The 22,380-nt window shown below is 57.5% G+C and carries 20 protein-coding genes; 13 read left to right on the top strand and 7 right to left on the bottom strand.

Annotation, left to right across the window (positions count from 1 at the left end; genetic code table 11):
* Nucleotides 1-316: 316 nt before the first annotated feature.
* A complete protein-coding gene (ettA, locus tag BBAG_RS01645) occupies nt 317-1,996 on the bottom strand; it encodes an energy-dependent translational throttle protein EttA (RefSeq protein ID WP_003827709.1) in 1,680 nt (559 codons plus the stop codon).
* A 714-nt stretch (nt 1,997-2,710) separates the two neighbouring features.
* Here ettA and BBAG_RS01650 point away from each other — a divergent pair.
* Entirely contained in the window at nt 2,711-2,959 is a 249-nt protein-coding gene (locus BBAG_RS01650) for an LbetaH domain-containing protein (RefSeq protein ID WP_003827713.1), read from the top strand.
* 6 nt (nt 2,960-2,965) lie between these two features.
* Here the strand turns inward: BBAG_RS01650 and BBAG_RS01655 are convergent, their stop codons facing one another.
* Complete coding sequence (locus BBAG_RS01655; RefSeq protein ID WP_003827715.1) at nt 2,966-3,412, bottom strand: MerR family transcriptional regulator; 447 nt, start codon at nt 3,410-3,412, stop codon at nt 2,966-2,968.
* Between the two features lie 239 nt (nt 3,413-3,651).
* On the opposite strand from BBAG_RS01655, the gene BBAG_RS01660 reads away from it, so the two are divergent.
* The 7 genes from BBAG_RS01660 to BBAG_RS01690 all read left to right on the top strand — a co-directional run bounded on the left by BBAG_RS01660 (nt 3,652) and on the right by BBAG_RS01690 (nt 8,011).
* Nucleotides 3,652-4,512 carry an aldo/keto reductase gene (locus BBAG_RS01660; RefSeq protein ID WP_033508858.1) on the top strand — a complete coding sequence of 287 codons (861 nt, stop codon included), beginning with the start codon at nt 3,652-3,654 and terminating at the stop codon, nt 4,510-4,512.
* A gap of 42 nt (nt 4,513-4,554) precedes the next feature.
* Complete coding sequence (locus BBAG_RS01665) at nt 4,555-5,016, top strand: flavodoxin family protein (RefSeq protein WP_003827717.1); 462 nt, start codon at nt 4,555-4,557, stop codon at nt 5,014-5,016.
* Between the two features lie 12 nt (nt 5,017-5,028).
* The gene (locus BBAG_RS01670; protein WP_003827718.1) at nt 5,029-5,688 is read left to right on the top strand and encodes a flavodoxin; all 660 of its coding nucleotides are present in this window, start codon (nt 5,029-5,031) and stop codon (nt 5,686-5,688) included.
* 127 nt (nt 5,689-5,815) lie between these two features.
* A complete protein-coding gene (locus tag BBAG_RS08630; RefSeq protein WP_033508856.1) occupies nt 5,816-6,142 on the top strand; it encodes a hypothetical protein in 327 nt (108 codons plus the stop codon).
* A gap of 78 nt (nt 6,143-6,220) precedes the next feature.
* Complete coding sequence (locus BBAG_RS01680) at nt 6,221-6,715, top strand: prolyl oligopeptidase family serine peptidase (protein WP_197540493.1); 495 nt, start codon at nt 6,221-6,223, stop codon at nt 6,713-6,715.
* A 153-nt stretch (nt 6,716-6,868) separates the two neighbouring features.
* Nucleotides 6,869-7,282 carry a cupin domain-containing protein gene (locus BBAG_RS01685; protein WP_003827722.1) on the top strand — a complete coding sequence of 138 codons (414 nt, stop codon included), beginning with the start codon at nt 6,869-6,871 and terminating at the stop codon, nt 7,280-7,282.
* A gap of 345 nt (nt 7,283-7,627) precedes the next feature.
* The gene (locus BBAG_RS01690; RefSeq protein WP_231855879.1) at nt 7,628-8,011 is read left to right on the top strand and encodes a GNAT family N-acetyltransferase; all 384 of its coding nucleotides are present in this window, start codon (nt 7,628-7,630) and stop codon (nt 8,009-8,011) included.
* Nucleotides 8,012-8,068: 57 nt separating this feature from the next.
* On the opposite strand, the gene BBAG_RS01695 is transcribed toward BBAG_RS01690, so the two are convergent.
* Together BBAG_RS01695 and BBAG_RS01700 are read right to left on the bottom strand one after the other, a co-directional pair.
* Nucleotides 8,069-8,494, bottom strand: a complete 426-nt coding sequence (locus BBAG_RS01695) for a peptide deformylase (RefSeq protein WP_003827724.1) — start codon at nt 8,492-8,494, stop codon at nt 8,069-8,071.
* Between the two features lie 26 nt (nt 8,495-8,520).
* Nucleotides 8,521-9,858 (bottom strand): ATP-binding protein, encoded by a 1,338-nt coding sequence (locus BBAG_RS01700; protein ID WP_003827725.1) that lies wholly within the window; start codon nt 9,856-9,858, stop codon nt 8,521-8,523.
* Nucleotides 9,859-10,203: 345 nt separating this feature from the next.
* Between BBAG_RS01700 and BBAG_RS01710 the strand changes: the two genes are divergently transcribed.
* On the top strand, nt 10,204-11,742 hold the full coding sequence (locus BBAG_RS01710) for a pentapeptide repeat-containing protein (protein WP_154646041.1): 1,539 nt from the start codon (nt 10,204-10,206) through the stop codon (nt 11,740-11,742).
* Between the two features lie 460 nt (nt 11,743-12,202).
* Here BBAG_RS01710 and BBAG_RS08550 read toward each other — a convergent pair whose 3' ends face one another.
* Nucleotides 12,203-12,370 (bottom strand): hypothetical protein, encoded by a 168-nt coding sequence (locus tag BBAG_RS08550; RefSeq protein WP_003827729.1) that lies wholly within the window; start codon nt 12,368-12,370, stop codon nt 12,203-12,205.
* 344 nt (nt 12,371-12,714) lie between these two features.
* Between BBAG_RS08550 and BBAG_RS01720 the strand changes: the two genes are divergently transcribed.
* On the top strand, nt 12,715-14,166 hold the full coding sequence (locus BBAG_RS01720) for an amidohydrolase (RefSeq protein WP_003827731.1): 1,452 nt from the start codon (nt 12,715-12,717) through the stop codon (nt 14,164-14,166).
* A gap of 481 nt (nt 14,167-14,647) precedes the next feature.
* Here BBAG_RS01720 and BBAG_RS01725 read toward each other — a convergent pair whose 3' ends face one another.
* Nucleotides 14,648-15,931 carry an O-acetylhomoserine aminocarboxypropyltransferase/cysteine synthase family protein gene (locus BBAG_RS01725; RefSeq protein WP_003827732.1) on the bottom strand — a complete coding sequence of 428 codons (1,284 nt, stop codon included), beginning with the start codon at nt 15,929-15,931 and terminating at the stop codon, nt 14,648-14,650.
* A 263-nt stretch (nt 15,932-16,194) separates the two neighbouring features.
* Between BBAG_RS01725 and xylA the strand changes: the two genes are divergently transcribed.
* Together xylA and BBAG_RS01735 are read left to right on the top strand one after the other, a co-directional pair.
* On the top strand, nt 16,195-17,541 hold the full coding sequence (gene xylA, locus BBAG_RS01730; protein ID WP_003827733.1) for a xylose isomerase: 1,347 nt from the start codon (nt 16,195-16,197) through the stop codon (nt 17,539-17,541).
* A gap of 334 nt (nt 17,542-17,875) precedes the next feature.
* Entirely contained in the window at nt 17,876-19,573 is a 1,698-nt protein-coding gene (locus BBAG_RS01735) for a glycoside hydrolase family 43 protein (protein ID WP_003827734.1), read from the top strand.
* 131 nt (nt 19,574-19,704) lie between these two features.
* On the opposite strand, the gene BBAG_RS01740 is transcribed toward BBAG_RS01735, so the two are convergent.
* Nucleotides 19,705-20,724 (bottom strand): LacI family DNA-binding transcriptional regulator, encoded by a 1,020-nt coding sequence (locus BBAG_RS01740; protein ID WP_003827735.1) that lies wholly within the window; start codon nt 20,722-20,724, stop codon nt 19,705-19,707.
* Nucleotides 20,725-21,080: 356 nt separating this feature from the next.
* Between BBAG_RS01740 and BBAG_RS01745 the strand changes: the two genes are divergently transcribed.
* Nucleotides 21,081-22,355, top strand: a complete 1,275-nt coding sequence (locus BBAG_RS01745) for an ABC transporter substrate-binding protein (RefSeq protein WP_047750039.1) — start codon at nt 21,081-21,083, stop codon at nt 22,353-22,355.
* The last annotated feature ends 25 nt before the right edge of the window (nt 22,356-22,380 follow it).

Here is a 22,380-nt window from a genome sequence, read left to right on the forward strand (position 1 = left end):
GACGTTGGTTCGATTGTGTTTCGATGGTGTCACTCTATACCGCATGTGTTACACGGTGCCGGCACGCTATGTTGTGACGGTGTTACGGTGTGGGGCGCCCAAGCCCGTGGACGCAAGGCTCCTACATAGGCTGGGCAAACGGTGTGGAACGCTTGATGTGCAGGGGAGTGCGGCTGTGCCCGGCGAGTCGATGGCGGCATGGTCCATATAAGCCGTTTGGCGGCTCCTCCGCTGGGGAAGAGCCGCCAAACGATTTCGCTAACAGCCGAGTATGGTCGGCGGCATCGCCGGCCATCGCATGCGTCGAATCCGGCGATCAGCCGCGCACAAGCTTCTTGTGCAAGCGGTGCGGGCGTGCCGCATCCTCGCCCAGACGTGCGACCTTGTTCTCCTGGTAAGCCTGGAAATTGCCCTCGAACCAGTACCACTTGGCCGGGTTCTCATCATCGCCTTCCCACGCGAGGATATGCGTGGCGACGCGGTCGAGGAACCAACGGTCGTGGGAGATGACCACGGCGCAGCCGGGGAACTGCAGCAGCGCGTTCTCCAACGATTCCAAGGTCTCCACATCAAGATCGTTCGTAGGCTCATCGAGCAGCAGCAGGTTGCCGCCCTGCTTCAGGGTCAGGGCAAGGTTCAGTCGGTTGCGCTCGCCGCCGGAGAGCACGCCCACAAGCTTCTGCTGGTCGGAGCCCTTGAAGCCGAAGCTGGCCACATACGCGCGGGTCGGTACCTCGACGCCGGCCACTTCGATGAAGTCAAGACCGTCGGACACGGCCTCCCACAGGTTCTTGTTCGGGTCAAGGCCGGCACGGTTCTGATCGACGTAGCTGATCTTGACGGTGTCGCCGATCTTGAGCGAACCGGAGGTCAGCGGCTCCAGGCCGACGATCGTCTTGAACAGCGTGGACTTACCCACGCCGTTCGGGCCGATCACGCCGACGATGCCGTTACGCGGCAGGGTGAAGCTCAGGTCGTCGATGAGCACGCGGTCGCCAAACGCCTTGTGAATGTGCTCGGCCTCCAGAACGGTGGAGCCCAGGCGCGGGCCGGCAGGAATCTGAATCTCGGAGAAGTCGAGCTTCTTGTTGTTGCGTGCCTCCTGCTCCATCTGGTCGTAGCGCTCCAGGCGGGCCTTGTTCTTGGCCTGACGGGCCTTCGGCGAGGAACGCACCCAGTCGAGCTCGTTCTTGAGCCTCTTGGCGAGCTTGGCGTCCTTGGCGCCCTGAATCTCCATACGCTTGGCCTTGGTCTCCAAGTAGGTGGAGTAGTTGCCCTTGTACGGGTACAGATGTCCACGGTCCACCTCGCAGATCCATTCGGCCACATTGTCCATGAAGTAACGGTCGTGGGTGACGGCGATGACGGCGCCCTTGTACTGGTGCAGGAACTGCTCCAGCCACAGAATCGACTCGGCATCGAGATGGTTGGTGGGCTCGTCGAGCAGCAGCAGATCCGGTGCTTCGAGCAGCAGCTTGCACAATGCCACACGGCGGCGTTCGCCACCGGAGCACACGTTGACCGGGGTGTCCGGGTCGGGGCACTGCAGAGCGTCCATGGCTTGATCGAGCTGGGAGTCGAGATCCCAACCGTTCGCCGCGTCGATCTCGGTCTGCAGCTTGCCCATCTCTTCCATCAGAGCGTCGAAGTCGGCATTCGGATCGGCCATCTCCTCGCCGATCTGGTTGAAGCGCGCGACCTTGTCGGCGATCGGACCGAAGGCCATCTTGATGTTCTCGCCCACGGTCTTGGTGTCGTCCAGCGGCGGCTCCTGCTGCAGAATGCCCACGGTAAAGCCCGGGGTGAGGGATGCCTCGCCGTTGGAGACGGTGTCGAGTCCGGCCATGATCTTCAGCAGCGTGGACTTACCCATGCCGTTGGGGCCGACGACGCCGATCTTCGCGCCCGGCAGGAAGCTCAGGGTCACGTCATCGAGGATCACGCGGTCGCCATAGGCCTTGCGAGCCTTGATCATCTGGTAAATAAACTCAGCCATATAATACCTAACTACTTAGGAAACGTTGATTTTCCAACGTTTTGCGGGACCTGGACTCCGTAATGACACAAATTAAAATGACACAACCGTCTACAGGGTGTCCCGGACGGCCCGTTTTGTGTCATCCGCCGTTTGTTTTCCCGTGTCATCCTGGTGTCTGTCCACGCAAAAGCACCTTGTGGATTATCCCATATCCCATCGTCATGCCGCAACAGTGCGGTGATGCTTAATTGAGTTGGGCCTGGGGTGCTTTTAGTGCATATTGGTCAATCGGTCCCTTTTTGCCTCGTCAGGAGTCCGCGTAAGCGCGACGTGATTCGGTTGCGCGCTGATCCGCATACGCAATGTCATGGAAATCGGTAGCAATATCAGTCCAATACCATGAACATCATTGGGACGTCGAACTGAGATTCGGGCAATGCAATAAAGTCGAGCGCTCACGAGGCCGGTTATGGATACGAGGACAGTTGCGTCCAGAGCACTATTGACGAAATTGTTATGAGCGCAAAACCAGTTCACAAGCAAAGAGTATGGGCATTGCGCATATGGTGACTATATTCATTCTGAAATGTTGCCTTGATGGTCCAGCTCATTCCACGAGGATGGGCGGCGGCGCCGTTTCAGCTGCCTTTATGGATGAGGCTGGGGATTATGCGAGGGGCCGATCGATTTGGCCGAGTTGATGGCCCGCACCCGTTGGCACTATGGAATTAGATGTGGTATGACGTATCTTCCGGCATCGTATGGTCCTATGTGGTTCCCGATGCTGATACGTTAAGGAATCTGACCATCCTGCTTGACGTGACCATCGGAGACAATAGCATGATCGGTACCGGGTTGGTTATCGCGCGTGACATTACCGCCGATGTGGTTGCCGTGGATGCGCCGTGCAAGGTGTCGCGTCCAATCGGCGAACGGGACCGTGGGCATTGCTGGCATAATCGCAGGCTCGACGTGTCATGATGATGGCTATTCGCAGTTGTCTGCAGGGTTGATGAGGTTGGAATAATAATCGATTTTTCCGGCAAGCACATCGTCGTAGAAGGTCTGCTTACGGTCGATATAGTCGATGGCGTCTTGGACTTCGGACAGTTTTTTCTCGAGCGCGCGCCGTTTGATGGCGAGGATCTCCTTGCGTTCCGGTATTGACGATTCGCCTTCAAGACAGAGTTGCGTGTAATGCTGCATCTCCTTGATTCCGAGGCCACATTGCTTGAGACAAGTCAATCCGTTGATCCACGCGATGCTCCGCTCATCGAAGATGCGGCGGTTGTTCTGGTCTCGCTCAACTCCCGGCACGAGTCCGGAATTGCAGTAGAACTTCAGTGCTTCATAGTTCATGCCGGTCAATTCGCATGCCTGCTTCATCGTATAGGTCTTCATGCTCGCATGGGGGGATATCGCAGTGATTGCCATATATGGTCTCCTTGTAGATGCTACGCGGCGGGATATTCTGTGGCGTTGCTGGAGAGAAATTGGGTCTGGCCGCGTCGTTGTTGCTCGTGTCCATCATGGCATGATTCCGGTTGTACTTACCGGTAGATAGTATCGGCGTGTCGCAATTTGACCGGTAGCGGCTACCGGATTTTATCTTTGGGGCTATGGATGGCATATATGCCGACATCTCATATCAACGAATTCACGGAAGGCAAAACATGGAATATGTGAAGCTCGTCAACGGCGTCGAAATCCCGAAGATCGGGTACGGCGTCTTCCAGATCAGTAAGGATGATGCTCCGCGCTGCGTGCGTGAGGCCATCGAGACCGGGTACCGCCATATAGACACCGCGCAGTCGTACTTCAACGAGGCGGAAGTCGGCCAAGGCATCAAGGATTCCGGCATCGATCGCAAGGAACTGTTCCTCACCACCAAGATCTGGATCAGCAATTATGGCTATGAGAATACGCTGAAGTCCGTCGATGTGTCCTTGAAGAAGCTTGGTACCGACTATCTCGACCTGATATTGCTGCACCAGCCGTTCTCCGATACCTACGGTGCATGGCGTGCTCTCGAAAAGCTCTACAGGGACGGCGTGATTCGCGCAATCGGCGTGAGCAACTTCTATCCGGACCGTCTGGCCGACATGGTTGCTTTCAACGAGATCGCCCCGATGGTCAATCAGGTCGAGACCAATCCGATCAACCAGCAGATTGAGGCCCACGAGAACATGGTCAAGCGCGGAGTGGCGCAGGAAGCATGGGCGCCGTTCGGGGAGGGCATGCAGAACATGTTCTCCAATCCCACTCTGGGCAAGATCGGCGAGGCGCACGGCAAGTCCGTCGCGCAGGTGATTCTGCGCTGGCTCACCCAGCGCGACATCATCGCCCTGCCCAAGTCCACGCACAAGGAACGCATGGAGGAAAACCTGAACATCTTCGATTTCCAGCTCTCTGACGATGAGATGGCAACCATCGCGGGTCTTGACACCAAGACCAGCATGTTCTTCCGCCACGACACCCCCGATGCAGTCGACCGCTTCGTTGGCTACGTCAAGGATCGTGCCGGCCGCGAGTGATCGCAGCCTGTGAATACCCCTTTTCCGGAAAGGAATACGATCATGACCATTCTTTTCGTCAACGGCAGCCCGAATGGTAACGGCAACACCGCGCATCTGGCTGCAACGCTGCTTGCCGGCCATGATTACGGAACCCTGAATCTTACTGATTACCGCATTAACGCCTTTGGACAGACGCTGCCCGGCGATCAGTTCGACGAGGTCATCGAACGCATCAAACAGGCCGACGTCGTAGTGCTCGGTTCTCCCGTTTACTGGCACAACCTGTGCGCCTCGGTACGTACCCTCATGGAACGCTGCTACATGAATCCCAAGGTAGATCGACTTGGCGGCAGACTGTTCCTAGTCTTCCAAGGTGCAGGTCCGGAACAGTGGATGCTTGATGCCGGCGTATATTCCGTCGAGCGTTTCGCCGGAATGTACGGCATGACCTACGAGGGCGTGGCCCACAATGCCGCGGAGGCCAAGAAGCTGGCAAACGCATTGAATTCGGTAAGGGAATAGGAAAGACAACTGATGCGTAGTGCAAGCGTATTGATCAAAAAAGTGCTGGCATGCGTCGTCGGGTTGGGCATGATGGGTCTTGCCGCATGCGGCGGTGGCGCCGGCGGCTCCTCGACGAGTAATTCCTCTTCGTCGGCCAAGGGCGGATCTTCATCGAGCTCGTCGTCCGCGTCGAATGGCAAGGCCGTTGTGGTGTATTTCTCGGCATCCGGCAACACCAAAAGAGCTGCCGAGGCCATCGCCAAGGGACTTAACACTCCAACGTTCGAGCTCATCCCGCAGCAGCCATACACCGATGATGACCTTGATTGGACCGATCCGGATAGCCGCGTCATCAGGGAACACGAGAACGAATCCCTGCAGGACGTCAAGCTCGCCGATACGAAGGTGCCCGATTGGGATACCTACAACACCGTATACCTTGGCTTTCCGATTTGGTGGATGGCGCCCGCCTGGCCGGTGAACGACTTCGTCAAATCCAACGATTTCACAGGCAAGACGATCATTCCTTTCTGCACTTCAACCAGCTCCGGCATCGATGACAGCGCATCCACGCTCCAGAAGATGTCCGGTACCGGCACATGGCTCACCGGGCATCGATTCTCGGGTTCGGTTTCCGAGAAGGACGTGACCGATTGGCTGAGCCAGACCAGGAACGGCGCCGCCGAATAGCTAAGATGCAGGGTGGCTATCGCTGAAGCGATTGTTCCGCTGCATGTCGTGTTGCGTAACAGGCCGTCCCTCATCCTTGTCTTTTTCTTCAGCGTGGGTATTGCGATTGATGCAGCAAAGGAGCGTCATGAAACGTATATTGATTGCGATCACCGGTTTCGTCTGCGCGCTCGCGCTTATGATATGCGGTGTCAGTGTGCTTTCCGGTTTCTCCACGGCTTCCGAGAAAAAAGGTTTGTCGGCATCTGGGGGCGGTAGGGAAGTCACGACGCGCAACCATGGCACGTCCTCAGGCTGGACCTTCAGTGAAGGAACCGGCGAATACAGAGGATTCGTGCTCGACAACGTATTGCGCTCGTCCACGCAAGGCAATATCCATTTCAACCTGTACGTGCCCGATTCGTACGACGGAACAAAGCCCTATGCGCTGTTCGTCACGCTTCCCGGCTATTAAGGACTGCATTTTCAAGGAGTGGGAATCAGCTTGCGAACAGAGGAATTCGGATTCGCGGCGCAAGGCTACAACAGGAACATGATCATTGCGGCGCCGCAGCTTGACGATTGGGGTGACACGAGCGCCAAGCAGACCATCGAATTGACCGAATATCTGCTTGACGCATACAACATCGACCGAAACAAGGTGTACGGCGAGGGATATTCCGGTGGTGGTGAGACGATGTCCCGCGTGATGGGCATGCGTCCCGAGCTGTTCTCGGCCTATCTGCAATGCGCTTCGCAATTCGACGGCGATATCGAGGTGCTTGCCAAGGCTCGCACGCCGGTTCGGCTGGTGGTCGGAGCACACGACGAATATTACGGGGCTCAACCATCGCAAGAAACGTATGATCGATTGCATGCCCTGTACCGTGACCAAGGGCTGACTGACACCCAGATTGATCGAATCCTTGTACTCGATGTCAGACCCGACTCATACTTCAGCTCGCAAGACATTAGCAATCAGCATGGTCGGGGCGGTCATCTTTTTGCCAACGATTCGGATATCATGGGCTGGCTCTTCAATCGCTAATCATTTGGAAAATCAAGATTGAAATCGTCGGCCACGATGCGAGGTCCATGATATTTGCTGCGGCGTTCCGCCGCTGTCGGCGGATGCTGGATGCGGTTCGGGAATCTGTCTGATTCGTGAGTCGTTGGACCAATCGTAAAAAAGGAGAATATTATGACAATCAGCAATCCCAGCCCGTTTCCACTTGGAGAACCCAACGACGGGTTCGCGCAATACTTCGACGGGCAGAGCTACCTAGCATCGGTGCTCGGATCGTCGGAGATCTCGATTCACAATGTGACCTTCGAACCAGGATGCCGTAATCACTGGCATATGCATCATCACGGATCGCAAATTCTCATTGCCGTTGGAGGCCGTGGTTACTATCAACTCGAAAATGAAGCGCCAAAGGAGCTGAAGGCCGGGCAGGCTGTACGCATTCCACCGGATACCAAATACTGGCATGGCGCGGCTCCGAGCGAATCATTCAGCCATCTGGCGTTCATGATACCTGACGGCAGCGGCAAGCCAATCGACAACGAGTGGCTTGAGCCGGTGGATCCGGACGTATACGAATCTCTGCGCTGATTCCAAGGGGCGCTTATATCCTGTGCGGTTCAGGCATCTCGTCTTTCAGACGCTTCGTCCGGACAATGGTTTTGTGGAATGAAATGACGGGCGGATGAACGTTCGTTGCATCGTTACAGACCAATAGCGTCGGCGTTAGTTTGGCCTTGGTTTTTTGAATGCATGACGGACTCATCGTAAAACAATCGTTGTCAGCAGAAGCCGCTACGCTCCTGCCATGCGTTTGATCGAGGTGTGGTCGGGGGGCCGGAACGGACTTATGCACTGTTCGATAAGTTCCCCGCGGATGAAAACGGATTCGAGAATCCGGCGTCCGGCATGGACAAGGCCGCTTTCGGGGAATATATGCACGATCTTGAAAACGAGGCCGCAGGCATCGGACTCAAGCCCGGTTGGGTGCCGGCCACCAAATACATCCTTGTGAACGATCAAGGCGAATATGTCGGCATCGTCAACCTGTGTCATGAGCTCAACGATGCATTGATGGAAGGCGCGGGTCATATCGGATACGGAATCGCTCCCGAATGGCGTGGACGCGGATATGCCACCGAGGGATTAAGGCTATTGCTTATCAAGGCGCGTGACGAGTTCGACATCACGGAGGCGTACCTGTCCGTGCATAAGAACAATCCCGCCTCGTTGGCGGTGCAGCGTCATCTCGGCGCCCGTATCGATCACGAGTCGGACACTGAGTATTTCACGCGCATCGACACTTCGGTCACTGCCTAAGTTACAGGAAAAGATCCTTGCCACAGTACATCTTGCCGAGGCACTGCACGCTGAGCTTCAGATGATCACGCCGTCGCAGTGGTCGATCTCATGCTGGATGATCTGCGCGGTGAAACCAGTGAACGTGGCATGCCGCTCGCGCCAGCGGCGATCCATGTAATCCACTTCGATACGCTGATAGCGCAGCGTGCGGCGCTCGCCGTTAAGTGACAGGCATCCTTCGGCGGTGTCATAGGCGCCATCCTGCGCGGTGATGCGCGGATTGAACATGAGCGTGATGCGACCGCCCAGCTCCTCGTCCACAAACGCGATGATGCGTTTGTGCTCGCCGATCATGTTCGCGGCCATGCCCACACAGCCGTTGCGGTGCGCGTCGAGCGTATCCTTCAGATCCTGTGCCACGGCAAGATCGGCCTCGGTGCTGTGCGCTTCCTCGGACGGCTGGCTGAGTAACGGGATCGATGTCGTAATAGGGCGTTGCATGGTCGGCTCCTTTCTCTGAATACGAGCTAAGCCGACAGTCTCGACGAGCCCGGCATACCTGATGACCCCGGCGGATTCGACGAGAGCGCCGGAACCGTGACGCGGAACGAGTCGATTGAATTATCGATTCGCGCAGGCGGGCGTTGCTCATTGCGCAGCAGGGCCTCGATGCGACGATACCCGGTACCGTTGTCCTGCAACACCATGCCATCGCTCGGGTAGGGGACGGAACGCAGCAGCGAGAACAGGAACGGGTTGCGTGTGGAACCGGAAGCCGGCTGCTTGAGTGTGCGTTTGGTCACTGCGCCGAACAAGCCGCCGGGATTGGTGATTTCGATGCGGTCGGCGAACATGTCGACATGCACGGGCGTGCCCACGGCATCGGGCGAATAATCACGGTGGATAAGGGCATTGGAGATCGCCTCGCGCAGCACCGCCTGGGGATATGGCGGGCGTGCCATGTCGAAGGCGGGCGAAGCGCTGCGACTCCAGTCCATCAGCGTTTCGACCGCATCGCAGACCATGGTGGGAATCGGCCCTACGAACACCGCGGCGCGCACCAGCTCACGGCCGGTGGAGAACACCTCATCGCGTGATATGCCGGGGAACATGGCGGCCGATATGGTCAGACGCGGGTAGAACTTCTGCGGGTATCGGCCAAGCGCCAGCAGGCCGGCCAGCGTAGGGCGAATCACGGCATCGTCGGTTTCGCTCCCGCTGGCTGTATCGGAGCAGAGGCGGCCGACTGCGCGCAGATTCAGCAGCATCTCTTCGTCGCTCATCCCTTCGAACACGTGCCCGTGTCGTGCCCGCTCGTTGACGAGCAGCGCCTGCACCAAGGCGGGGGAAAGATCCGTGGCCGTGGCGCCTTCGACCACTGCGATATCATGCTCAGGCTGGCGTTGCTCCTCCAGCAGTCGGTCCACCTCGTAGGCGGTCATGCGCCGATCGCCGTCCCCGGTTCGGATATACGAGCCATTGTAGGGTCCGGCGGCCGTGAAATAGCACGGCTTTTCGCGGGGAAGCATCTCGTCGATCACCGCGAATACCAGATTGGCGCCCTCGAACGGGCATGTCACAATCACCGGGCGCACCACGGGAGTGAGCTTTTCGCAGGCCTGGCTGAGCGCTTCCTGCATGGAACGTGCGTTGAAGCCATCCACGGGAGTGAACCCGTTCTTCTCGCTCAGGCCGAGAATGATATAGCCGCCGTTGCCATTGGAGAACGCCGAAAGAGTGTCGGTGATGGTGGTGCTGATCTTATGGGCGCATTCCTTGACCTCGCACTGCTGGGTGTCGTTGCCGATGGCGCGCATGAGCCGGATGAGCTCGGTCATTTTGGCCGTGTAGTCGTCATTGTCCATAATCCGCCGCCTTGCTTGGGTACGTCCCAGCATACCCGCGTCGGCATTCGCCGACGAACTGCTGGAATTGCAGGACCAACAGGGGTGTTGCACTTCTAAATGGACATTGGGAAGCGTCATTCCGGAGCCATGCGCGACGCCTATCGGGACACGTGACGGATGCATGGCGGCATATGGAGGGATTCGTGGCCCGAAGGGTTCCGGTCGGCTGCGCGGGCTCCGGGGAATGGGCCGCTTGTGTTCCGCACCGGTTGCCGCGGCTTGCGTCCACGGGCGTTTTCGGATTCCGGGCCGATTGCCGGATACCATGGAATCATTCGGAGGGAAGGTTCAAGAGGAGGAATCATGGCGGAGGAGCCAGAAGAACCGTCGGACGGCATGACGCAACCATCCCGGGAAAAACCGCCATGGGTGCGGCCCCTGTGGCTGTTGTCGGGATTCCTGCTTGTAGTAGTGGGGTCGTTGCCGTGGCTGTCGACGGTGTTGCCGCAATGGGGAACGATGCTGCGGCAATGGGGAACGATCCTGTGGCAATGGTGTTTGGGATCGTGGCAGTGGGTTTTGTTTCTTCTGCTGCGATTGTCGGGATTCCTGCTTTTATTAAAAGTGGTGTGGCCGTGGCTGTCGACGGTGTTGCCGCAATGGGGGAAGAAGCTGTCGCAAAAGCGCAAGGCAGCAGGGCGATGGTGTAAGGAATGGATGGGGAGGCTCCCACTGTTCGCCGCGATCGCCATATGGGCTGTTCTCGGCATCATCGCGTTTCTTCTCGCCATGTGGTGGCTGGGACGCGTGCCGTTCTGGCAGCTGAAACTGGATCCCATGAAGCAGGCGGAAAACATCGTCAAGATCGCCCTGACCCTTGTCGGCGGCGTGGGCGCGGTGGCCTACCTGGTGATCAAGTACCAGGAACGGCAACAGGCCGGACGCGCGGAAAAACGCGAGAAGGACCGCATCGTCGAGACGAAGGTACAGGATGCCATCAACCAATTGGGCTCCGACAAGGCCTCCACGCGCATCGCGGGCGTCTACGCGCTGACGGACATCGCGGACAGATACAAGGGTGGATATCGTCAGCGCGTGGTGGACATCCTGTGCGGCTACCTGCGATCCGATCGCGAGACGTATCCCCTCGGCGAGGATGGCAAGCCGGCGACGGGTCTTCCCCGGTCCGGCGACGCCGACAAGGCCGTGGAATCCACCATCCTCAGTATGTTCGTCGCCCATTTGAAAAAGGGACCGCGAGATGAGAACGGCGACGTGACGTTACGGCAACAGGTCAGGAACGACCAGCTTTGGTGTGACTGCAGCTTCGACCTCCACGGAGCCACGTTTCACGAGGATGTGAGGCTCATCGGCACCACTTTCGAACACGGCCTGAACTTTCAGGGAACCAAATTCGAACGCGGTGCGAACTTCAGCGGGGCGCACTTCACAGGCGGCGCGAGCTTCAGTGGGGCGCACTTCACAGGCGGCGCGGACTTCGGCGGGGCGGACCTCGACGGCGCGAACTTCAGCGGGGCGCACTTCACAGGCGGCGCGAACTTCAACGTGGCGGACCTCGACGGCGCGAACTTCAGCGGGGCGCACTTCACAGGCGGCGCGAACTTCGTCATGGCAGAATTCCGTACCAGTGCGGTATTCTCAGGAATTCAAGGTCAACCTTCGTTCAGATTCGAAGAATGCAAGTTCAACAAGATATTCCGTGGCGCTTATGAGTGGGGGCCGATTCCAATTCCGGAGGACAACGACGGACTGCCCGCAGGCGCGGTGTGGAAGGACTTCCTGGAGGAGGCCCTCAAGGACAAGGATTTCCTTGAGCTCTGGCGGAACCTCAACAAGTGCCTGAAGGAGTACGGCAAGGACGGCGGCACGACGAACCGGTAGTCCGCGGCATCCCCTGCCGTCTTCCCGTCCGGAAAGGAACATATGTGAACGTATATGGGTCCCATATGGGATTCATATGGGACCCATATGGGAGTCTTATGCGAACAGGTCGGCTTGGTCGGTCGGCCTGCTTGATCCTGAGGCGGATGCCGCATACGCTCAGGCGGGTGGAGCCGGTGCCCGGCCCGGCGGGGTATTTCGCAAACGGAGGTTTCCGGAACGGAGTCCGGACCAGGGGGAGACGGTCCCCGGCACTCCGGCGGGAGACGTCCCATAACCCGTCCCGCAATCAACGTTCCGAAACCCAATGCCATTGACGGGTATAGGCGCTCGTGGATGCCGACTCGCTGGCTCAAGTGTTGCCCGATCTTCGAGGCGACTCGAAGCGCAAGCATTCGTTCCTTTTCCTCATCTCCAAGATCGGATGCCGTCACATGAACGTACAGCTTCTCCGCATTCGTCAGCGTGATTGTCTTTTCGTCGGGCCTTTCAATGCCGAGAAGGTCCAAGGCGGTGGTGAATTGAATACCAGTGGCCGTGTTGTGCGCTGCTGCGCTTCAAGACACATGTTGGCGGTCAGGACGCTTCGCTCATGCAGCGTTTGCGAATATTGTGCTCCATCGGTCATGCCGGCGAGTGTATCGGTAATCTCATGTGAGGTGCTGCAGGGCTCCACAAAAATATGGATATGTAGATAACCCGGAATTTGCGATGATGAGCGCACGAGGCGTACGCCAACCATCTGAGCGTGGCCACGTATTTTGAATACACTATGTATCTGAGTGCGCCACATATCTGCATGCGCTGGAAAGCGGTGCAATACGTTCCGTACTTGAGAAAATCGCACACCATGCCCGCATCCGCGGCATATTATGGCTGCCGAAAGAGAACCGAGGAAGGATCCAAGCAGCTGTGAATGAATCGCTATGCATCAGAAATGTAAGGGCATCTGGCTTCAATGAGCCCGTTGACATGGTGATACGCAATGGGGGCATCACTGCCATCGCTCCTGGTGCGGCGGGTCGGAATCAAGATCTCGACGCGTTCGATGCCGAGGGGATGTGGATCATCCCCGGCCTGTGGGATTGTCACACGCATTTCACACAGTGGTCCTACACGCTGGGGCGGCTGGATCTTATCGAGGCTCGCAGCGCGCATGAGGCGATGGATATGCTACGCGGCCATGTGTCGCAGCTGCGATCCGAAGGGCGTTTGGATCCGAACCGGTATGTGGTGGGCATGCGGTTCCGTCATTCGTTGTGGGCCGATGACGAACAGCCCACGCTTGCCGCCATCGATGCGGTTGCGGGCGATCAGCCCGTGGCGTTGTCCAGCGCGGATATGCATTGCGGTTGGGTGAATTCGGCGGCGGCGCGCAAGCTTGGCGTGCAGGTCGGCGAATCCGGTCTGGTAGGCGAATTGGAATGGTTCGACGCGTACTGCCGTCTTGATGATGCGCCGGGTGCGGCCGAGGAACTGGATCGTCTGTTGCGTGAAGCCGAACACGACGCCGCAGGCAAGGGCGTCGTCGGCATTCGGGATTACGAAATGGCCGAAAACATCAATACATGGATCGGTCGATTCGCTAACGGCATCAACGGTTTGCGGGTTCAGGCGGGCGTGTACCCGGAACGGCTGCATCAGGCCATCGACGATGGCTGGCATACCGGCGACGAGCTGCCCGGCAGTAACGGGCTCGGACATGTAGGCGCGATGAAACTCATCTCCGACGGTTCGCTCAACACTCGTTCCGCCTATTGTTCGACGCCGTATTCCGGCATCGAACCCGAGACTTTCGGCACGATGAGCTACACGCCCGAACAGATCGAGTCCTATATGTTCGTGGCCGCGAAGCATGGTTTCGACATCGCCTGCCACGCCATCGGCGACGAGGCGAACACCATTGTGCTGGATTGCGCCGAACGCGCCGGCGCGCGTGGCTCCATCGAACATGCTCAGATGCTCAAACCCGTTGATATTCCTCGATTCGCCAAGCTGGGGCTTGCCGCGAGCATCCAGCCGCAGCATGCCATGGACGACCGGGACGTCATCACCCGTTTCTGGGGGCATCCGGCCGGCATCCCCTATGCGTTCAGGGCGTTGCATGATGCCGGGGCACGCCTGCTCATGGGATCCGATGCGCCGGTGGCGCCGCTCGACCCGTGGATGGCCATTTCCGCGGCGGTGTTCGGCACCGAAAACTCGAATCGTGAGCCGTTCCAGCCGGAACAGTGCCTTGATTTCGGCACGGCGTTGGCCTCGTCCACGCAGGTCGGGCGCGAACGGCTCAAAGCAGGCGACGCTGCTGACCTGGTGCTCTTGGATCGAGACCCCTCGACGGTGGGAACCCCAGAGGAGATGCGCGCAATGCCACGGCATGTGCAGGCCACCATGCTTGCAGGTCGGTGGACGTACCGGAAGTAGTAGGGCGATCGGGGTTGAACGGCGGCTGCGGCTGCCCCTGCGTGATGTTTTCCGATAACGTTTTGCCGTAGCTGTCAGGGTTTGCCCGGGTTTCGTCGAAGCGTGTTCCTGCGCTGTTTTGAACAGTCACTGCCATGGGGGGGCTGGCGGCAGGTATCTGTGTGCCATGGAGTTTGCCGGTGTTCTGCGGCTGCTTTGGCGTTCTGTGTGAGCTTGTTCGCTTATGTGTGGCAGATTTGGCGAATTGGATTTTGCTCAGTGCCTGATGTGTGGCATCGAAAAGTCGATATGCCGGGTATCTTCTTTGGTATTCCAAGGAAGATACCCGGCATATTCGTATTGTGGTGCCACACATAAGACACCTAGCTATTTGGAGGGCGGTATTTCTGCCACAAACAGCCGTAATGGCGTTTGGGCTGGGCAGGAACACCTTGTGCGGGAAGGCTGTGCCCCACGGGCGGGCCTCTGTGCTGGCGCTGTATTACTCCTGTACGGCGGCCAGCGCCTGATTGAGATCGGCGATAATATCGTCGGCGTTCTCGATGCCGCAGCTCAGTCGCACCAGATCGATGCCCACGCCGGCTTCCTCGAGCTGCTCCTCGGTGAGCTGGCGATGCGTGGTGCCGGCCGGATACAGCGTGCAGCTGCGGGCGTCGGCCACATGGGTGGCGATGGACACCATCTTCAGGTGGTCGAGGAACGCGGATACTTTCTCGCGGCCGCCCGGCACGCCGAAGGAAATCACGCCGCAGGTTCCGTTCGGCATGTACTTTTCGGCCAGTGTGTGATACTTGTCCGATTCCAGACCGGGGAAGCTCACCCAGCTGACGCGCGGATCGGATTCAAGCCACTTGGCCACGGCCAGGGCGTTGGCGCAGTGGCGTTCCATACGTACTCCGAGGGATTCCAGGTGCATGCCCATGATCCACGAGTTGATCGGCGCCGGCGTGGAGCCGAAGTCGCGCATGAGCTGCGCGGTGGCCTTGGTGATGTATGCGGCCTTGCCGAATTCCTTGGCGTAGGTCACGCCATGGTAGGAATCGTCCGGAGTGGTGAGCCCCGGGAACTTTTCCGCGTGGGCCATCCAATCGAAATTACCGGAGTCGACGATCGCGCCGCCCACGCAGGAGCCATGACCATCCATGTACTTGGTGGTGGCGTGCGTGACGATGTCCACGCCGTACTGGAACGGGCGGCAGTTGATCGGCGTCGGGAACGTGTTGTCTACAATCAGCGGCACGCCATGGCGATGTGCCGCGTTCGCGAATTTCTCGAAGTCGAGCACGATCAGCGCCGGGTTGGAGATTGATTCGCCGAACACGGCCTTGGTGTTTGGTCGGAATGCGGCCTCGAGCTCATCTTCGGTGCAATCGGGACTGACGAACGTGCATTCGATGCCCATTTTGCGCATGGTCACGTTGATGAGATTGAACGTGCCGCCGTAGATGGCGGAGGATGCGACGATATGGTCGCCGTTGTTGCAGATGTTGAACAGCGCGAAGAAGTTCGCGGCCTGGCCGGATGAGGTGAGCATTGCTGCGGCGCCGCCCTCCAGTTCGCAGATTTTCGCCGCGACGGTGTCGTTGGTCGGATTCTGCAGGCGTGTGTAGAAGTAGCCGGATTCGGACAGGTCGAACAGTCGGCTCATCTGTTCGCTTGATTGGTATTTGAAGGTGGTGGCCTGAATGATCGGGGGAGTTCGTGATTCCCCATTGCCGGGCTGATAGCCTCCCTGCACGCAGATGGTGTCGACGTTTTCGCTCATGGTTTCCTTCTTTCGGTTTCGTCCGCCTTTCGTCGCGTAGGTTGCGCTGCGTGGCGGCGATGGTGCTTCGTTGCGCTGTGGTGCAAACAAACACAGTAACTTTATCACTGCTTGAACAAACGGCGATTTTCCAATGGAAACGCCGTATAGTTCAACGAATTGACAAACTTAGGTAATTCATTTTATTATCTATGGTGTCAAGAACGAAAGCCCGTTGGGGCAATCGAGCTTACGAATGGTAAGCCAACAGCAAAGGAGCAATCATGGGTCTGTGGGATATCGACAAGATTCCGTACGTCGGCCGCGAAAAGGGACCGCAGGAGGGCCTGGCCTTCCATTATTACGATGCCGACAAGGTCGTTGCCGGCAAGAAGATGAAGGATTGGCTGCGCTTCGGCGTCGCATGGTGGCACACCTTCGACCAGGAGCTGGTCGATCCGTTCGGCACGGGCACCGCTCAGCGCCCGTGGTATGGCAAGTACTCCAACCCTGAGGATGAGGCTTTGGCCAAGGTCGACTACGCCTTCGAGTTCTTCCAGAAGCTTGGCGTCGAGTACTTCTGCTTCCACGATCGCGACATTGCCCCGGAAGGCGACACCCTGCGCGAGACCGATAAGAACCTGGACAAGGTCGTCGACAAGATCGAGGAGAACATGAAGTCCACCGGCATCAAGCTACTGTGGAACACCTCCTCCCTGTTCACCAACCCGCGCTTCGTGTCCGGTGCCTCCACCTCGCCGTTCGCTGACATCTACGCCTACGCTGGCGGCCAGCTGAAGCATTCCTTGGAGATCGCCAAGCGCCTGGGCGCCGAGAATTACGTGTTCTGGGGCGGTCGCGAAGGCTACGAGAACCTGTGGAACACCCAGATGAAGCGCGAGCAGGAGCACATGGCCAAGTTCTTCCACATGTGCCACGCCTACGCAAAGGAGATCGGTCTGGACGCCCAGTTCCTGATCGAGCCGAAGGCCAAGGAACCGACGATGCACCAGTATGACTTCGATGCATCCACCGCCATTGCCTTCCTTAAGACCTACGACATCGACTTCATGAAGCTGAACCTCGAAGGCAACCACGCCAACCTGGCCGGTCATACCTACCAGCACGAGATCCGCACCGCCCGCGAGGCCGGTGTGCTCGGCTCCCTCGATGCCAACCAGGGCGACAAGCTCATCGGCTGGGATATGGATGAGTTCCCGACCGACCTGTACGAGACTTCCACCGTCATGTGGGAGGTCCTCGCCGAGGGTCAGATCGGCCCTCACGGCGGCCTGAACTTCGACGCCAAGCCGCGCCGTACCTCCTTCGCCGCCGAGGATCTGTTCCGCTCCCACATCGCCGGCATGGATTCCTTCGCCGCCGGCCTCCTGGTCGCAGCCAAGATGCACGAGGACAAGGTCATCGAGAACCTGCAGGCCGAGCGCTACAGCTCCTTCGATTCCGGTATCGGCGCGACCGTCGAGAACGGCACCGCCTCTCTGGCATCCCTCGAGGAGTATGCTCTGGATATCCCGCAGTCCAAGCTCATCGAAGCCACCAAGTCCGATCACCTCGAGTCCGTCAAGGCCACGATCAACAACTATATGATCGACGCATTGGCCGAGGCGTGAGTCGAAATCGAGCAATGGTTGGGTGCGCGTAGCGCTCCGAAATTGTCGGGGCGGGCGTGGCCCAACAAGGAGTTCTTCGCTAGGACTCCTGATTTATCGCTGGATTAAACAGCGAGGCTCGGTTGCAACAAGGCTGAATATGGTGTGTCGGAGCGTCGGTGCTCCGGCACACCACATATTTTCACCTCATCCTTCCTTAAAGTTCCTTCGCATACAAGTCGTCTGCCGGCTATGTCGTCGGTAGACGACTTGTATGTGTTATGAAAGCAAGTCGAGAATTCCAACTATTCGCAATGATACGATGTGGAAAAGCGTTTCTGAATAAGGTGTATTTATGACCGCGACTATTACCATTACCAATCCCATTCTTAGTGGAATGTATCCTGATCCGAGTTGGATTTGGGATGATGAGTTCCAGCGAATTGTGTTGGTGACTTCTACTTTTGAGCTTGTCCCAGGCCTTCCCATTTACGTTTCCGAGGATATGACGTGCTGGAAGCATGTGTCGAATGTGATAGATGCTGACTTGGCAAGGCGCCTGCTTATTCCTTTCGTGGATGATTCGGGCGGCGTCTATGCGCCGACGCTGCGCAGGATTCATGGCAAATATGTGATTGCATGCACCATTGCCCGTCTTGATGATCGCCGTGCTATGGAAGGTGGTTGCACAGAAAGCGAGCTGATGCGGTTCCACGCCGCGGAGGGCAATTTTATTCTTGAAGCGGATTCTATCGAAGGGCCATGGCGTGGCCCGTTCTGGATTGAGGGCGCTGAAGGCATCGATCCAGACATATTCGAGGACGGGGACGGCAACGTGTACTGGACCCAGACCCGTCCTGCGGTCAATCCGCAATGGGAAGGCCAGACCGAGGTCTGGACCCAACGCATTAATCCGGAGACTTGGACTTTTGTCAATGACGGTCTTCCTGCGGGATCGGGCAAGACGGTAATATGGCGCGGATACGGTGTGGAATCGGTGTGGGCTGAAGCGCCGCATCTCTATCGCGTGGGTGATTATGTGTATCTGATGACCGCCGAGGGGGGCACCAGTTTCGAACATAGCGAAATGGCCATGCGCATCTATGCGCCGCATGGACTGCTTCGGGCGTTCGAAGCTTACGAACAGGAAGCATCCGAATCGGGTGAGTGCATTCCGCAGGTTCGTGACGGGGAACGCTGCTATCTTGGCACCGCAATCCGTGCCTTCCACGCGGATAAGAAGAATCCGATTCTCACCCACCGACATCTGGGTTTGTCGGAACCGCTGCAATGCGTGGGACATGCGGACCTGTTGCTTCATCCGGAACTGGGATGGTGGCTGGTGTGTCTCGGCGTGAGGGAGACGCGGGGAAAGCGTGACGGCGAATTATTGAGCTACTTGGGAAGGGAGAGCTTTGTCGCTCCGGTATCCTGGGAACATAATCCGGCCGATTGGAAGCTGGACGGCAACGGTGCATTAGATACGCATGAGGGTGACCCCGGATGGCCAGTGACTTGCGCTGGTCTTGGCCGCTTGGCCGACGAGATCACGGTTACTACTGAAGACGATGGCATCACCATCGAGCCTAGGGTGAAATCCTCGCTCGCCGGTGACGTGGAACCTGCGCTGGTGGATGTGGCTGATGGCTCGACGAACGGTGTGGTGGTGCGCGACGAGCGTGATGTCAGCTACCGCAGAATAGCGAAACTGCCGACGCTCATGCCGATTCCCATGTCCGGTTCTTTAGTGATCCGGCAGAATTCCACACATTACGCGGTGTTTTCGATGCGTGGCACGGATGTGCGCTACGAGATGGTGAATGGAGACGATTCGCAAGCTGGGTCTGTTGCCGTCGTACAGGCTGACGGAGTGCGTCCGGCGGTACTTTTCGACGACAACCGCTTGTCGGTCATCGTGACTGGCATGCATGGTCCGGTTGATTCTGCGACGTTCGTGCGTCAGGGGCAGGTTCTGCTGAGTGTCGATGCTCGTTTCCTCAGCACCGAATGGGCCGGTGGATTCGTCGGTTGCATGGCCGGCTTCATGGCATAGATTCTACGGAGTTTCAGGATGGTTCACTGCCGGTGTTCCGTCGGGCCGTCTTAGAACGAGGTGAAAACGGGTCGAAAGGCTAGGAGCGCTGTGTTCTCCCTCCGGTTGCGCCTGTGAGTTTGCCCCGCTGATTAACCCTCGAGTTGCTGTGTGCTGTTGCGTACCACTAGCGATGTCGGCATGATGATGTGCGGTTGGATCACGTCGTTGGTGGACAGCGCCTCGACCAGCATGCGTACGGCGGCCCTTGCCATGTCTTGGAGCGGCTGCCGTACGGTGGTCAGCGCCGGGCCGAGGAATGCGGCAGTCTGCACATCGTCGAATCCGACCACGGATACATCCTCGGGAATACGTAATCCCAGCTGCCTTGCCGCCTCGTAGACGCCCATGGCCTGCAGATCGCTGCCGGCGAAGATTGCGGTCGGACGATTCGGTCGTTCCAACAGGGAGATGGACTGTGCGTAACCGCCGGCAGTGGTGAAATCGCCTTCGGTGATAAGTTCGGGATCGGCTTCGATTCCATGTTCCGCAAGCGCTGATGTATATCCGTCCAGACGTGCTTTGGAACACATCATCTCCTCCGGTCCGGTGATGATGCCTATGCGGGTATGTCCGAGTGAGAGTAGATGCCTGGTGGCGATTACGCCTCCGGTCCAGTTGTCCGCATGCACTGACAACGTGTCCAGATCCGGATTTCCGAATGGGTCGAACAGAACGAAGGGAATGCCTCTGGAATGCAACTTGTTCCGTTCGATACGTGTCAGGTTCGAGAAAACGAGGATGGCGCCGTTCACCTGCCTGTGAAGCATGTTGTCGATCCAGGATGAGTCCGGGTGCTGCCGATTGCCACCTTCGGTGGTGATGATGCTCAGATCGTGTTGTTTGGCTTCGCGGATGGCTCCGCGTAACACTTCAAGAGCCCAGACATTATCGAAATCTTGGAACACGATTTCGATAATTCGTTGGCTTTTCGCGCCTGTCGCTTTACGGGAATACCCATACCGTTTCAACGCCGCGTTGATGGTTTGCCGTGTCTCTTCGGAAACGTCGGCTCTGCCGTTGAGCGCCTTGGATACGGTGGAAAGGGAATAACCGGTCTCTTTAGCTATGTCAGAGAGTCGTACCGTAGCTTTCTTTGTCGTATTGCGCATGAGTCACTCCTTCTTCATGCTCATCATATCCGAAAACGCGAACGAAAGTTTCGGTTTGCGTTTTTCGAAACTTTCGATATGTTGGCAATACTTAAAAACGTTGTAAAATCAACGAAAAATAATTAGTTTTCTGATTTTACAAAAAACTTGACTTTGTGTGATTTGTTTCGGTAGTCTATAGGTACAACGAAAACGAAATGGAAATTTTCGAAGGGAGTCAAAGGCTGATTCTCTGTCTGCCGGGGAGCTGCAGCAGCATTCGTTGCGGTCGTGCTTCCCGATTCGACCCATTCGAGAGAAATTCCTGTCGTTGCCATCATTTTGTCGATGATGATTTGGTCAATAAGGAGAAGACAATGAAGTTCAAAACCATTGCAGCTGCCACTCTTGCGGTGGCGACCATGTTGGGCATGGGTGCCTGCGGCTCCAGCACTGGTGCCAAAGACGATAAGACCATTACGTTCTGGCATAACGCAACAGCTGGTGACGGCAAGCAGTATTGGGAGGATATGGCCAAAGCGTTCGAGAAGAAGACTGGTGTCAAGGTTCAGATTCAGGCCATCCAAAATGAGGATTTCGAAGGCAAGCTGACCACCGCTATGCAGGATCCCGCCTCCGGCCCGGATGTGTACATGACCCTTGGTGGTGCCAAGACCAAGGACATGGTTGATGCCGGTCAGGTAATGGATATTTCTGATAAGATTAGTGACACCGTCAAGAAGCAGATGTCTTCTGCGCTGGAGTCCATGTCCTATGACGGCAAGGTCTATGGTGTTCCAGTCACTGTGCAGCCTGGTGGCATCTGGTATTCCAAGGATCTGTTCAAGCAGGCTGGCATCGATGCCGCGCCGACCACCTTCAGCGAGCTGAAGACCGATGTACAGAAGCTTCGCAGCGCTGGCATCGATCCGATCGCACTCGGCGGCAAGGATGCTTGGCCGGTCGGTCACTGGTACTACTGGTTGTCCATGCGCGAATGCTCTCCGAAGGCCTACGCCAAGGGCGTCAATGACAAGGACTTCTCCGACTCCTGCTGGACCAAGGCCGGAGATGATCTGAAGGATTTGTTGGATGCGAATGCTTTTAACGAAGGATTCCTCACCACGACGGCCCAGCAGGGCGCCAGCTCGTCCGCAGGTCTGCTGGCCAATCATAAGGCTGCGATGGAGCTCATGGGCACATGGGAGCCTGGAGTTCTCAAGGACCTGACTCCGGACAAGAAGCCAATGGCTGACCTTGGCTTCTTCGCCTTCCCGACCGTGGACGGAGGAAAAGGCGAGGAAGGTGCTTTGATGGGCGCTGTGACCGGTTTCGCTGTCAATCCCGAGGCTCCGGACGCTGCTGTTGATTTCGTCAATTTCATGGCTGAGAAATCAAATCAGGAGAAATACGCCACTGCGTTCAGCACCATTCCGGCTTCCGCCGAAGCTTACGATGCGGTTACCGATGAAAATCTTAAGAGCATCATCGAAGCTATGAAAAAGTCCGATGGCATGCAGCTGTGGATGGATACCGCTCTCGGCGGAAATATTGGCAACGCTCTTAATTCCGGAGTGGTGAATCTGCTTTCCGGACAGGGGACTTCGGCTGACATCGTCAAGGCGATGAAGGACGCAGCGGCCAAGGGCTGACAGTGAACATGGCTGGTTGAAGGCC

The organism is Bifidobacterium angulatum DSM 20098 = JCM 7096, from assembly GCF_001025155.1.
Classification (GTDB): domain Bacteria; phylum Actinomycetota; class Actinomycetes; order Actinomycetales; family Bifidobacteriaceae; genus Bifidobacterium; species Bifidobacterium angulatum.

Excerpts from the sequence above, each read along its gene's own strand:
- ettA (WP_003827709.1), bottom strand. The coding sequence starts at position 1,996 with ATGGCTGAGTTTATTTACCAGATGATCAAGGCTCGCAAGGCCTATGGC.
- BBAG_RS01650 (WP_003827713.1), top strand. The coding sequence starts at position 2,711 with ATGTGGTATGACGTATCTTCCGGCATCGTATGGTCCTATGTGGTTCCC.
- BBAG_RS01655 (WP_003827715.1), bottom strand. The coding sequence starts at position 3,412 with ATGGCAATCACTGCGATATCCCCCCATGCGAGCATGAAGACCTATACG.
- BBAG_RS01660 (WP_033508858.1), top strand. The coding sequence starts at position 3,652 with ATGGAATATGTGAAGCTCGTCAACGGCGTCGAAATCCCGAAGATCGGG.
- BBAG_RS01665 (WP_003827717.1), top strand. The coding sequence starts at position 4,555 with ATGACCATTCTTTTCGTCAACGGCAGCCCGAATGGTAACGGCAACACC.
- BBAG_RS01670 (WP_003827718.1), top strand. The coding sequence starts at position 5,029 with ATGCGTAGTGCAAGCGTATTGATCAAAAAAGTGCTGGCATGCGTCGTC.
- BBAG_RS08630 (WP_033508856.1), top strand. The coding sequence starts at position 5,816 with ATGAAACGTATATTGATTGCGATCACCGGTTTCGTCTGCGCGCTCGCG.
- BBAG_RS01680 (WP_197540493.1), top strand. The coding sequence starts at position 6,221 with ATGATCATTGCGGCGCCGCAGCTTGACGATTGGGGTGACACGAGCGCC.
- BBAG_RS01685 (WP_003827722.1), top strand. The coding sequence starts at position 6,869 with ATGACAATCAGCAATCCCAGCCCGTTTCCACTTGGAGAACCCAACGAC.
- BBAG_RS01690 (WP_231855879.1), top strand. The coding sequence starts at position 7,628 with ATGCACGATCTTGAAAACGAGGCCGCAGGCATCGGACTCAAGCCCGGT.
- BBAG_RS01695 (WP_003827724.1), bottom strand. The coding sequence starts at position 8,494 with ATGCAACGCCCTATTACGACATCGATCCCGTTACTCAGCCAGCCGTCC.
- BBAG_RS01700 (WP_003827725.1), bottom strand. The coding sequence starts at position 9,858 with ATGGACAATGACGACTACACGGCCAAAATGACCGAGCTCATCCGGCTC.
- BBAG_RS01710 (WP_154646041.1), top strand. The coding sequence starts at position 10,204 with ATGGCGGAGGAGCCAGAAGAACCGTCGGACGGCATGACGCAACCATCC.
- BBAG_RS08550 (WP_003827729.1), bottom strand. The coding sequence starts at position 12,370 with ATGACCGATGGAGCACAATATTCGCAAACGCTGCATGAGCGAAGCGTC.
- BBAG_RS01720 (WP_003827731.1), top strand. The coding sequence starts at position 12,715 with ATGGTGATACGCAATGGGGGCATCACTGCCATCGCTCCTGGTGCGGCG.
- BBAG_RS01725 (WP_003827732.1), bottom strand. The coding sequence starts at position 15,931 with ATGAGCGAAAACGTCGACACCATCTGCGTGCAGGGAGGCTATCAGCCC.
- xylA (WP_003827733.1), top strand. The coding sequence starts at position 16,195 with ATGGGTCTGTGGGATATCGACAAGATTCCGTACGTCGGCCGCGAAAAG.
- BBAG_RS01735 (WP_003827734.1), top strand. The coding sequence starts at position 17,876 with ATGACCGCGACTATTACCATTACCAATCCCATTCTTAGTGGAATGTAT.
- BBAG_RS01740 (WP_003827735.1), bottom strand. The coding sequence starts at position 20,724 with ATGCGCAATACGACAAAGAAAGCTACGGTACGACTCTCTGACATAGCT.
- BBAG_RS01745 (WP_047750039.1), top strand. The coding sequence starts at position 21,081 with ATGAAGTTCAAAACCATTGCAGCTGCCACTCTTGCGGTGGCGACCATG.